Here is a 12,539-nt window from a genome sequence, read left to right as displayed (position 1 = left end):
CACGACCGGTCACAAACCGGGCGTGTCGGCTACGTCCCGGCGGCACGACACCCAACGCCCGCGGACCCACCCCTTTAGGATTCCGGCATCATGGTGACGAACGATCTCGGTGCGTGTGAATGGTTCGTGTGGGATCTTCGGCGCAGCGGGTTGATCGACCGCGGGCAACTCGACCAAATCGTCAGCGACTTCCTGAAGCGGAACCCGCGGGCCGAGGCCCCGGCCCTGGCCGAGTACATGGTCGAACAAGGGACGCTCAGCGCGTTCCAGGCCGAGCGGATTCTCAATGGCAAGACGCAAGGGCTGGTGCTCGGGCCGTACATCCTGCTGGACGCCATCGGCCAGGGGAGCATGGGACAGGTCTACAAGGCCGCGTCCAAGAACGACCATACCGTTTACGCGATCAAGGTGCTGCCGCGGCGGAGCATGTGGAACGTCCGGCTCGCCCGCCGGCAGGTCCGGTCGTTCGGCCAGTTCACGCACCCGGCCGTGCTGCCGTTCGTGGACGTGGGCACGGCCGGCGGGCTGCACTACCTCGTGTGGCCCCTCGCCGAAGGGGAGACGCTCGAAGGGTTGATCCAGCGGGAGGGGAAGCTGTCGGTCCAGCAGACGGCGCTCATCGGCGTGCAGGTGGCCCAGGGGTTGGCCATCGCCCACCAGAACACGCTGTTCCACGGCCTCGTGAAGCCGTCGAACATCATGATCGGGTCGGACAACCAAGCCCGCATCCTCGACTTCGGCATCGGGTCGCTGCTCGTCGAGAACGAGGGCGAGTCGCTCGTGGACACGATGTCCACGGCCAACACGCTGACCAGCGGCCTGGACTGTGCCAGCCCGGAAAGCATCCTGGAGCCGACGAACCGCACCCCGGCGGGCGACCAGTACAGCCTCGGCTGCGTTCTTTACACGTGCCTGGCCGGGCGGCCGCCGTTCGCGGACGGGAGCGCCGTCGAGAAGATGATGGCCCACCAGATGAAGGAACCGGATTCGCTGAAGGAACTCAACCCGGACGTGCCGGACACGGTGATCGAGGTCGTCCACCGGCTCATGGCGAAGAAACCGGAAGACCGGTACGGCGGGCTGGACGAAGTGGTCGAATCCCTGGAGCCGTTCGTCGGCGACCTGGCCGTGACCGCGGCCGAGAACCCGAGCAACGCCGGCCGCGCCGGGCTGTCCGGTTCCCGCCCGCGGCTGAGTTCGCTCGGCGGCGGCACGCCGCAACCGCAGCCCGGCTTCAACGGCCGCGCGTCGGCCCCGGCCCAGACGCCGCCGCCCGCGCCGTCCGCGTTCTCCGCGCCGCCGGCCACCGGGTTCCCGCCGACGCCGGGGTTCCCGCCGGCCGGGCCGGCCAAGACCAACCCGGCCGCCCGCGCCAGCGGGATGGGCTTCCCGGCGGCCCCTCCGGGCGGCCCGCCGAAGAGCAACGCCGCGGCCCGCGCCAGCGCTATGGGCAGCGGGATGGGCTTCCCGGCCGCCCCCCCGGGCCGGTCGAATGCCGCCGCCCGACAGAGCATGGGCGGCGCGGCGAGGCAGAGCATGGGCGGGGCGGCGAAGCCGCTGCCCGCGCCGTCGCCGGTGCGGTCGAGCCAGCCGATGATGCCGAGCCGGGCCGCGTTGAACCTCCCCGGCTTCGATCCGGGCGAAGTCCCCCTGACGCCGGTGCTATCCGAGCCGCCGCCGTTCGCCGACCCGTCCCGCCAGAGCATGCCCGGCGGGTGGGTTCCGCCGGACGACGAGCCGAAGCCGAACGGGGCGTTCGGCACGCTCGGCCTCATCCTGGCCGCCTTGCTGCTGGCCAGTTTGGTGTTTCTCGGTGCGACTGTTATGATGAAGTAACCCGTCATAGAACGGTAGAAACGGCTCCGCGGCCAGGGTGACGGGTGACATATCGCCCCATCCTCGCCGCGGTTGTTGTTTTCCGGCCTGGGACCACGGGCGTCCCGCCCGCCACTCCCAGCCGCGTAAGACAGGTCACCGGTGTCGTGAAGGTGAGCGGGCGGGACGCCCGCGGTCCCAGGGTCGGCTTCCCTTAAACTCCCGTCATCTCCTACAATCCCCTGAACAGTCTTCTTCCCCGGAATGGTGTCCGCGTGACAGCGATGGGCTTGCCGTCGAACTCGAAGCCGGGGCGGAAGCGCGTCGCGGTCCTCGGCTGCACCGGGTCGATCGGCACGAACACGTTAGACGTGGCCCGCCACCTGCCCGACCGGCTCGAAATCGTCGGCCTCTGTGCCCACTCCCGGTGGGACGACCTGGCGACGCAGTGCCACGAGTTCCGGCCCCGGTTCGCGGTCGTGACGTGTCCCGACACGGCGAAGCGAGTGGACCGGTCCCAATTCCCCGCGGACACCCGCCTGCTCTTCGGCAACGACGGCCTGCTCACCCTCGTCACGGACCCGGACATCGACATCGTGGTCGCCGCCATCGTCGGCGCGGCCGGGTTGATGGGGACGTGGGCGGCGCTGGAGACGGGCAAGACCGTCGCGCTGGCGAACAAGGAAACGCTCGTCGTCGGCGGGCCGCTGGTCATGGACCTCGCCGCCCGCCGTGGGGCGAAGCTGCTTCCCGTGGACAGCGAGCACTCCGCGATCTTCCAGGCGCTGACCGGTCATGGCGCGCGTGACGTGGCGAAGGTCGTCCTCACGGCCAGCGGCGGGCCGTTCCGCGGAAAGATCGCGGCCGAACTGGCGAACGTCTCCGTGGAGCAGGCCCTCGACCACCCGACGTGGAAGATGGGGCCGAAGATTACGGTCGATTCCGCCACGATGATGAACAAGGCGCTGGAGATGATCGAGGCCCGGTGGCTGTTCGGCCTGCGGGCCGAGCAGATCGACGTGGTGATCCACCCGCGGTCCGTCGTTCACTCGTTCGTCGAGTTCGTGGACGGCTCCGTGCTGGCGCAGCTCTCCCCGCCGGACATGCGGCTGCCAATCCAGTTGGCGCTGCTCCACCCGGACCGGGTGAGCGGCCCGGCGAGGCGGCTCGACTGGCGAACGCTGTCCGACCTCCGGTTCGAGCAGCCGGACCGCGCGACGTTCCCCGCCCTCGACCTCGGCTTCGAAGTGGCGGCAAAGGGCGGCACGGCCGGGGCGGTGCTGAACGGCGCGAACGAGGCGGCCGTCGCCCGGTTCCTGAACAAGGAAATTGCCTTCCTGGACATCGCCCGGTGCTGCCGGGCGGTCCTCGACTCCCACGATTACGACCCGGCCCCGACGCTCGGCGGACTGATGACCGCCGACCGGTGGGCGCGGCAGGAGGTGGCCCGTTGGACAACCCCGTGAACACCCCGGACACGACCCCGCCGCCGACGGCGAACGGCAAGCCGCACCGCGCCGCCGCGCCGGTCGAGCCGCCGGAGCCGACGCCGTCGTCGTGGCTGCGGGAGAACCTCGTCAACATCGTCATCGGCCTCATCTGCCTGGTGGTCGTCCTCCGCTACCTCGACCCGCTGAGCGTCGTCCTCGCCGCGGCCGGGCTGACGTTCATCATCTTCATCCACGAACTCGGCCACTTCGCGGCCGCGAAGCTGTGTAACGTCCGCGTCGAGGCGTTCAGCATCGGGTTCGGCCCGCCGATCCCGTTCTGCGCGTACAAGTACGGCGAGACGACTTACAAGCTGTGCATGATCCCGCTCGGCGGGTACGTCAAGATGCTCGGGGAAGGGGACAACGCGAGCGACGAGGACGCCGACTCCGACCCACGGTCGTTCAAGAACCAGACGGTGCCGGAGCGGATGCTCATCATCTCCGCCGGCGTCATCATGAACATCCTGCTCGCGTGCGTGCTGTTCGTGATGGTCTACATGAACGGCCTCGAAGAGATGCCCGCCACCGTCGCGCAGATGGAGGCCGGCGGCACGGCGTGGCGGCAGAACATCCACAGCGGGACCGAGATCAAAAAGATCGGTAATCGCGCGAACCCGTGGTTCGACGACATCCGGCCGATCGTGTGGGGGACGGACAAGGGCGACCTGATCGACCTGACGCTCGACTACAAGGGCCAGCGGCGGGAGATCAAGGCGGAGCCGATCCTGGACGAGGGCGCGCCGTTCCCGATGCTCGGCATCACGCCGACGGAATCGCTGACGCTCGTTCACGGGAAGAAGGTCGAGTTCCCGCCGTACCGGGTGGACAGCCCGGCCGCGGCCGCCGGCGGGGCGGACGGGTTTCGCCACGGCGACGTGCTGGTCGGCATGACCGACCCGGACGCGCCGGGAAAGGCCGTCACGCCAATCGAGGCCGGGCCGAACGACCCGGTCGGGGACGTGTTCGTGTACTACCGCCGGCTCGCGCGGCTGGCCGGCGAGCCGATCACGTTCCACGTCCGCCGACAGGGGCAACCGGACGGCGACGTGGTGCCGATTACCGTCGCCCCGGCGTTCCGCCGCGAGACCGGGTTGCGGATGCGAATGGGCGCGATCGTCGCCACCCGCGCGGGGTCGCCCGCGGACATCGCGAAGGTCCAGCCGAAGGACGGCGCGAACCCCGGCGACCGGATCGTCGAGGTCGAGTTCGCGAACGCCGACAAGACGGTGACGGTGCTGGCCGCGGGCGGGAAGTCCGAGCAAGCCTCGTCCGCGTCGCGGCTGGTAAGGCCGCTCGACCCGGTCCGGCTGCCGATCGAGTTGAACAAGTGGGCGGAGCGGACGCCGGGCGAGAAGGCGGTGAAGCTGACCGTCCTCCGCGAGCAACCGGGCGACCACTCGGAGAAGCGGGTGACGGTAGAACTGACGTGGGACGCCGTGGGCCGGTTCGACCAGACGAACGGGATCATGAAGGCGCAGACGCCGCTCGCGGTCAACGGCCTCGGACTGGCGTACCACGTCCAGGCGGTGGTGGACGCCGTCGCCCCGGACTCGCCGGCCGCGGCGGCGGGGATTCAACCGGGCGACGCCATCGAGGCCGTGAGGGTCAAGGCGAAGGAACACAACGGCGAGATCGACCAGGGCCGGTGGGAGAACGTGAAACCGCACCAGTGGGCGTTCGTGGACGACATGCTCCAGCGGATCGCGCCGCACGAGTGCGAGGTCCGGGTGAACCGCGGGGGGCAGAAGGTCGAGGCGACGCTGACGACGCGGGAGGACCGCGACTACCCGCTCGACGACCGCGGCCTCTTGCTGATGCCCGAGTACCGCATCCAGAAGGCGAACGGCGTCGGCGAGGCGCTGGAGATGGGGCTGTACCGGACGCTGCGGATGGTCCAGAGTACGTACATCAACTTGTACGCGATGCTGTTCGGCCGGGTGTCGGCGGTGCAGACGATGAGCGGGCCGATCACGCTCGCCCGCATCTCGTACATCCTGGCCGGGCAGGACATCTGGAAGCTCGTCCTGATGCTCGCGCTGATTAACATCAACCTGGCGGTGGTGAACTTCCTGCCGATCCCGGTCCTGGACGGCGGGCACATGATGTTCCTGGTCTACGAACTGTTCCGCGGCAAGCCGCCGCCGGAGCGAATCCACATCCTGCTCACCTACGTCGGCCTATTCATGGTGCTGTGCTTGATGCTGTTCACCATCGGGCTAGACATCTATCGACTGTTGAAGCTGTGGTTGAGATGGTAATTGGGCTGAAAGCCCCGGCACGGCCGTGCCGGGGCTTTCAGTCTTCGATCACGTCCTCGATGCGGAAGATCGTGGCGACGCGCTCGCCGTTGTTTTTGTTCTCCGCCTTGCACCCCACGTAGAGTATCCGCTTCGCCCCGTCCTGGGTCGAAACCAGGGCTGGCGTCGAAAGCACTTGCAGCGTCTTCTTCGCGTACTCCGCCAGGTCGCGGACCCAGAACGGCTCGCCGGTCGCCGGGTTCAGGCACATCGCGCGGCCGTCGATGGACACGGCGTACAGGGCGAGCGTCGCCCCGCCGTTCGCGTGCGTCGAGACGACCGGTCCGGCCGCGAACGTCGGGCCGACGGACCGCTTCCACCGCGGCTTGCCGGTCGCGCGGTCGAGGGCGTACACGAACCCGTCCTTGCAGGCCGCGTAAACCGTCCGCAGGTCGGCGGCCAACTCCGTGTGGACCGACTTCGGCAGGTCGTACCGCCACACGATTTCGCCCGTCGTCGCCGAGACGCAAACGACCGCCCCCTTCGCGGCCGTCTCGCGAGGCACGGCCCCGCGTTCGTCCTCCGTCGAGAGGTCGTCGAGCAAGTTGCCGGTCCCGAGGCCGTAAAAGACGAACTTGTTCCGGCCCAACGGCGCGCCGAACGACCGCAGATCGACCGGCGTTCGCCACAGCACCTCGCCGGTGTTCACGTCCGCGCACAGCAGCGCGAGCGTGTTGTACCCGCTGCCGAAGAAGACCCGCCGGCCCAGGACCGCCGGCGGCGTATCGACGTGCAACTTCTGCGACAGCCCCGCGACGTGCCACTTCTTCTGTCGCGTCTCCGGGTCGAGACAAATCAACCCGTCGTCCCCGGCGGAGAAGATGAGCCGCTTGTCCGTGTAGGCCGCGCGGCCTTCGGTGTGGCTCTCGGTCTCGTAGTTCCACCGCGGCTGTCCCGTCGCGGCGTCGAGGCAAAACATTCGCCGCCCCGAGTCCGTGTGCAGCCCCTCGCCGACGTAGAGTTTGCCGTCCGCGACCGTCGGCGTGCAGTAGACCGGCTGCAGGTCGCCGCCGTTCGTGAACTTCCAGACCGGCTGCCCCGTCGTCGGGTCGGCGCACCACACGCTTCCCGTGCCGCCGGCGCTCTCCGCGCCGAAGTAGAGGCGGCCGTCCGGCCCGACCACGACGCCGGACATCACCTCGTTCGCGCCGGGGAATGTCATCGCGCGAACATCGACGAGCTTCGGCCCGGTCGCGTCGGTCGGAACTTCGCCTTGCTCGCCCGACGGCCCGGTCCACGCCGCCCCGCGCGGAACGCTGTTCGCGAAGAGGCCGACGCCGAAGGCCAGGACGCCGAAGAGTGCGAAGCTCTCGCCGGAAATGCTGAGCCGCGTCTTCACGTCCGGCCCGTCCGTTCCGCGCGTCAGGATGCGGTAGAGGGAGTAGGCCAGGGCCGCAACGATCCCGACGGCCAGGGCGAAGAACTCCCGCCACGGCACGTCGAGCAGCTTCGCCCGGTCGCCGAGCCACATCGCGACGATGGCGAGGAAAAGTACCAACGCCGCGAGAACGCCGATGAGCACCAGCAACGTCGTCTGGGACGGCGTCGCGGTGACCGCCGGGTCGTCCGCGGCCAACCGCCGGTAGCGGCGGCCGGACCAGAGCAGGCCGACGAGCGTGATGCCGATCACGTACAGCAGGAACGCTTGCGGCGAGAACGCCCACCGGTCCGGGAGCCATTCGCGCACAACGAGGTAGACCGTGGCCAGCGTCGTGTTGATGCTCGCGACCGTCAGGAACGCACGCCACTGCTTCATCGCGACGGCCAGCCGCGCGAACAGGCCGGGGAACAGGGCCGCGACGACGGCCAGCGGCGCGACCAGCACGGTCGTCGGGATCACCGCGAACAGCGCCGGCGATCGGACCGCCAACCCCTTCTTCTCCGGCAGCGGGCCGAGACCGGGTTCCTCCTTCTCGTTCGCGTCCGGCGGGGCCGCCTTGCCGCTCACCGCCTTCTCGACGACGGCCCGTAGCTCGGCCGTCGTACCCTTGAACGTCCGGCGGAAGTACGGCTCGCAGTGGAGGAACGCCCACGTCACCGCCTTCCCGTCGTCGCCGGTCGTGCCGCGGACCTGGAACCACGTCCCTTCGAGGAACCCGAACGTCACGTAAGTCTTCTCCACCTTCGTAACGAACAGCAGCAGCTTCCGACCCGGCGTGAGGCGGTCGAGCATCGCCTTCGGGTGGTCGTCCTTCTTCGCGAAGCTGTCCCCCTTCAGGTTCACCGGAAAGGACGCGAAGTCGCACTTGCCCTTCAGGTTTTCCTCGAACTTAAATACGACGCCGGGCTTCGTCGGGTCCACCTTCTCGACCTCGGCCGCGACGATCATCGTCGCGTCGCCGATCACGTCCTTCAGCGGCGTCAGCTTCTTGATAACAGCCTGAGCGGGGGACAGAAGCGTGAGGGCTATTACGGCAACGAGCGGCCAGCGGAGGGGGTGCGTCACGTCGGACACTCCGGCGGAATCGGTGCGAGCGATTGTACCGGTTGGACGCGGCGCGGGGCAGAAGGTTCAACGAAAGGCGACGACCGCTAGCACGATCACCAGCACGACGGCCGCGGCGACGGCGGCCGGGACGAGCCACGCCGGGCGGGGCGGGGCGGCGGCTGCCCGGGGCTTCGGCCGGTTGATGATGGGGGTCGGTTGCGGTTGCGGCGGAACCCACGTCGGCGCGGGCTGCGGCTTCCGCGGGTTGCTCGGCGTCGCCGACGGTCGGCCGGCTGGCGTGAAGTACGCCTCGTCCGGCGGCGGCAGCGGCACCGCCGCCCACCCGCTCAGCACGTCCGCCACCTCGTCCGGCGTCTGGTAGCGGTCCTCCGGCTTCTTCGCCATCATCGTGAGGACGACCTCGAACAGGTCGGCCGGCACGCCGTCGATCGGCGGCGGGTCCTGGAACTGGTGGTACAGCAGCTTCTGCGCGACGGTCAGGTTCGCGAACGGGGTGTGGCCGGCGAGCAGGAAGTAGAGCGTCACGCCGAGGCTGTAGATGTCCGACCGGATGTCGAGGTCGTCGGCCCGCAGCGCCTGCTCTGGTGAGAGATAGTCCGCCGTGCCGAGGATGACGTTGTCCTTTTGCAGCTTGGTGATTTCGTCGTCTTCCGATTCGGCGAACCGGACCAAGCCGAGGTCGAGGATGCGGACCACGCCGGCGCGGTCGAGCAGCAGGTTGCCCGGCTTGATGTCCCGGTGGATGAGGCCGGCGTCGTGGATGTGCTGCATCCCGGCCGCGGCCTGAAGCACGTAGCTCACCGCCTGGGCCGGGGGCAGCGGGCCGACGTTGTTGACCAACTCTTCGAGGCTGACGCCGTCCACGTAGTCGAGGACGATGTAGTAGTGCCGGCCCTCGGCCTTGTCGAAGTCGTAGGCGCGGACGACGTTCGGGTGGTTGAGCGTGGCCGCGGCCCGGGCCTCCCGCATGAACCGGTTGAGGGCCAGCTTGTCCGTGTTGTCCTTCAGCTTGAGCATCTTCACCGCGACGCGGTGCTTCATCATGGAGTGCTCGCACAGGAACACCTGGCTGCCGCCGCCGACCCCGATGGGCATCAGCACCTTGTACTTGCCGATGAAGAAGTTCTTGTACCGGCCCTTCAGCAGGTGGTTGGCCTGGAACAGCGTGAGGTGGCCGTCCACGACCATCTGCCGGGCGAGGTCCTCGGCCGTCTTGTGCAGCATGTCCCGCGACGCGGCGTACCGGTCGATCACGGCGTCCGCGACGACCTTACTCTTCTTCGCCAACGCCAGGAACTCGGCACCTGTGATGGGTTCGGGCATGACGACCGACTTCAGGTTGAGTCGTGGGGAAGTACCACCGCTATTCTGCCGCCCGCAGCCGCGGTTGCCAATCGGGTCCGGGCTGAAAAGTTGGGGGAGCCGTGAGGGTGGTGCGGGTTGTCCGGGTCGCGGTTGACAACCGGAATCGCCGCGTGGCATAACGCTCTGGGGTTACGGACGGACTCCGAGACTCGCCCCCAGAACAAGGACGGACTCGCGATGTCGGGAACAGCCATCGAGCTTCGCACCCGGATTGAGAACAAGTCGGCCGCGGTCGGCATCATTGGATTGGGGTACGTCGGGCTGCCGCTCGCACGGGCGTTCTGCCGGGCCGGGTATCGCGTCGTCGGGTTCGACATCGACGCGACGAAGGTGGCGAAGTTGAACGCCGGCCGCTCGTACATCAAGCAGATTCCCAACGCGACGATCGCCGAGATGCGGGCGAGCCGGTTCGCCGCAACGGACCAGTTCACGAAGCTGGGCGAGGTGGACGTTGTCATCATCTGCGTGCCGACGCCGCTGACGGAGTCGCGGGAGCCGGACCTCCAGTACGTGGTAAACTCGGCCCACGCCGTCGCCGGACAGCTGCGGCCGGGGCAACTCGTCGTGCTGGAAAGCACCACCTACCCGACGACGACGCGGAACGTGATTTTGCCGATCCTCGAACGGTCCGAGATGACGGTCGGCGAGGACTTCTTCCTCGCGTTCAGCCCGGAGCGGGAGGACCCCGGCAACCAGACGCACTCCGTCAACACGATCCCGAAGGTCGTCGGCGGCATCGAGGCGAACAGCAGCGGGCTGGCGGCGCTGCTCTACGGCAACGTCGTCGAGAAGGTGGTGCAGGTCAGCACGCCGGAGGTCGCGGAGGCGTGCAAGATTTTGGAGAACACGTACCGGGCGATCAACATCGCGCTGGTGAACGAGCTGAAGGTGCTGTACGACCGGATGGGCATCGACGTGTGGGAGGTGATCGACGCGGCGAAGACGAAGCCGTTCGGGTTCCAGGCGTTCTACCCCGGCCCCGGCCTCGGCGGGCACTGCATCCCGATCGACCCGTTCTACCTGACGTGGGTGGCCCGGCAGTACGGCATGAACACGCGGTTCATCGAGCTGGCCGGCGAGGTGAACACCGGGATGCCGGCCTACGTGGTGGGCAAGGTGGCCGACGCACTGAACGACGCCGGGAAGCCGGTGAAGGGGAGCAAGGTCGCGATCCTGGGGATGGCGTACAAGAAGGACATCGACGACCCCCGCGAGTCGCCGGGGTTCGAGCTGATGGACCTGCTGCTGAAGAAGGGCGCGGTCGTGACGTACAACGACCCGCACATCCCCGAGTTGCCGCCGATGCGGCACTACCCGCACCTGCACATGGAGAGCCGCGAGCTGACGGCGGAATACCTCGCGGCGCAGGACTGCGTCGTGATCGCGACGGACCACACGGCCTACGACTACGCGTGGATTCTGAGTGCGGCGAAGCTGGTCGTGGACACGCGGAACGCGACGAAGAACGTCACGACCGGCCGTGAGCGGTTGGTGCGGGCCTGATCTTGGCGAGCGGGGGGCGTAAGCCCCCTGATTCAGTGAGGGATGTTCATGAGAATCAGGGGGCTTACGCCCCCCGCTCGCCTTTCGTCGCCGTCATTCCGGCGTCACGTCCAGGCACACGATCCGCGTGTTGTCCCGCAGGTACAGCCGGCCGTCCACGAGCGTCGGGGCGGCCCAGCAATCGCTCCCCTTCAACACCCGCTCCTTCTTCTCGATCAACTTGAACGAGTCCGGGTTCGCCTCTACCAGGAACACCGTCCCGTCCTGCGTCAGCCCGATCAGGTGCTTGTCCGCCAGGATCACCGTCCCCTTGTTGATCCCGCGGCCGTCCCACACCTCAGTCCCCTCCCGCATGTCGATGCATCGAAGCGTGTTGTCGTCGAAGCCGTACAGGTGGCCGTCCTTGTGAACGCACGTCGAGTGGTGGTTCCGCATCAGCTTCCCCGGCCGCATGTAGACCGGCTTCGCCGTCTCGCCCTCGACGTGCAGCAGGGCGCACCCTTTTCCGTAGCCGGACGAGATGAACACCCAGTCCGCGACGACGACCGGCGTGGCAATGTTCCCACTAAACTGCGTGGCCCACGGGTGGCTGAAGAGCTGCTTGCCGTCCTCGGCACGCAGGCCGAGCAGGGCGTCGCCGGTCATCGCGAGAATCGTCCGCACCCCCCCGAACGTCGCCGCGACCGGTGAACTGTACCCGTTCGGGTTCGACCCGGCCGCCCACTTCTTCTCACCACTGATCCGGTCGAACGCGGCGACCGACCCGTCCTTCCCACCGGGCTGGACGACGACGAGGTCGCCCTCGATCAGCGGCGACGACGCGATCCCCCACTGCGGGACTTCCGCCCGGAACTCCTTGACCAGGTCGTGCCGCCAGAACTCCTGCGGGGCTTGGCCCCCGGGCGGGTTGGCTTCCAGGCAGAAGAACTGGCCCGTGCCGCCGACGACGTAGACGCGGCCGTCGTGGACCGTCGGCGTCGCCCGCGGCCCGGCCGTGTACCCGCCGCGGATGACGGTGTAGTCCGCCGGGGACGTGACCTCCCACACCGGGTTGCCGGTCGTCGCGTCGAGGCACATGACCCGCTCGGTCTTGCTCGTGCCGTCGTAGTCTGTGGTGTAGACCTTCCCGCCGACGACGCTGCACGAGGCGTAACCGCCCTTGCACGGCACGGCCCAGAGTTCCGCGGGGAACCGCTTGTCCCAGTTCGTGCGGAACGCGCCCGCCGGGGCGCGGCCGTCGCGGGTCGGCCCCCGCCACTGCGGCCACCCGACGGCGGCCCCGGCCGGGGTGTCGGCCAGCTTCGCGGCCTTGATCTTCTCGACCTGCCCGGCGTCCGTCGCTTCTTTGTCGAAGGCGTGCGGGAACCGTTTTTGAAAGACGTACACCGCCCCGACACCGACGGCGAGCAGGCCGAAGACGACGACGGCGATCCGCCACTTGGGCCGCGGGTTCGTGGTCATGAGGGTTCCGTGTGAAGTGAGCGATCGGAGAGCTTAGCACGCGAACGGCCCGACTTCCGAAGTCCGGCTTCGACTTCGGAAGTCGATCCCATGCAGCAGGTGGTTGCCGTCGCAACGGCGAGCGTCGCGGCGTAAGCGCGACGTGTCTCAGCGGGTCCG

General features: G+C 68.4%; 7 protein-coding genes. 4 read left to right on the top strand and 3 right to left on the bottom strand.

Going from position 1 to position 12,539, the window contains the following annotated elements; all coding sequences use genetic code 11:
- Positions 1–90: 90 nt before the first annotated feature.
- The 3 genes from AC5JJ2_RS00930 to AC5JJ2_RS00920 all read left to right on the top strand — a co-directional run bounded on the left by AC5JJ2_RS00930 (position 91) and on the right by AC5JJ2_RS00920 (position 5,563).
- Complete coding sequence (locus AC5JJ2_RS00930; protein WP_495856084.1) at positions 91–1,836, top strand: serine/threonine protein kinase; 1,746 nt, start codon at positions 91–93, stop codon at positions 1,834–1,836.
- A gap of 263 nt (positions 1,837–2,099) precedes the next feature.
- Positions 2,100–3,281 carry a 1-deoxy-D-xylulose-5-phosphate reductoisomerase gene (locus AC5JJ2_RS00925; protein WP_495856083.1) on the top strand — a complete coding sequence of 394 codons (1,182 nt, stop codon included), beginning with the start codon at positions 2,100–2,102 and terminating at the stop codon, positions 3,279–3,281.
- The gene (locus AC5JJ2_RS00920) at positions 3,266–5,563 is read left to right on the top strand and encodes a site-2 protease family protein (protein ID WP_495856082.1); all 2,298 of its coding nucleotides are present in this window, start codon (positions 3,266–3,268) and stop codon (positions 5,561–5,563) included. The genes AC5JJ2_RS00925 and AC5JJ2_RS00920 overlap by 16 nt, the downstream gene beginning before the upstream one ends.
- 37 nt (positions 5,564–5,600) lie before the next feature.
- Here AC5JJ2_RS00920 and AC5JJ2_RS00915 read toward each other — a convergent pair whose 3' ends face one another.
- Together AC5JJ2_RS00915 and AC5JJ2_RS00910 are read right to left on the bottom strand one after the other, a co-directional pair.
- The gene (locus tag AC5JJ2_RS00915; protein WP_495856081.1) at positions 5,601–8,048 is read right to left on the bottom strand and encodes an outer membrane protein assembly factor BamB family protein; all 2,448 of its coding nucleotides are present in this window, start codon (positions 8,046–8,048) and stop codon (positions 5,601–5,603) included.
- A 66-nt stretch (positions 8,049–8,114) separates the two neighbouring features.
- Positions 8,115–9,374: a serine/threonine protein kinase gene (locus AC5JJ2_RS00910; protein WP_495856080.1), complete on the bottom strand. Its 1,260-nt coding sequence runs from the start codon at positions 9,372–9,374 to the stop codon at positions 8,115–8,117.
- Between the two features lie 219 nt (positions 9,375–9,593).
- On the opposite strand from AC5JJ2_RS00910, the gene AC5JJ2_RS00905 reads away from it, so the two are divergent.
- A complete protein-coding gene (locus AC5JJ2_RS00905) occupies positions 9,594–10,919 on the top strand; it encodes a nucleotide sugar dehydrogenase (protein WP_495856079.1) in 1,326 nt (441 codons plus the stop codon).
- Positions 10,920–11,012: 93 nt separating this feature from the next.
- Here the strand turns inward: AC5JJ2_RS00905 and AC5JJ2_RS00900 are convergent, their stop codons facing one another.
- A complete protein-coding gene (locus AC5JJ2_RS00900) occupies positions 11,013–12,380 on the bottom strand; it encodes a PQQ-binding-like beta-propeller repeat protein (protein ID WP_495856078.1) in 1,368 nt (455 codons plus the stop codon).
- Positions 12,381–12,539: the final 159 nt, after the last annotated feature.

The organism is Limnoglobus sp. (assembly GCF_059499385.1).
Note: the sequence above shows the minus strand (reverse complement) of the source record. Positions and strands in the feature narration are given on the sequence as shown.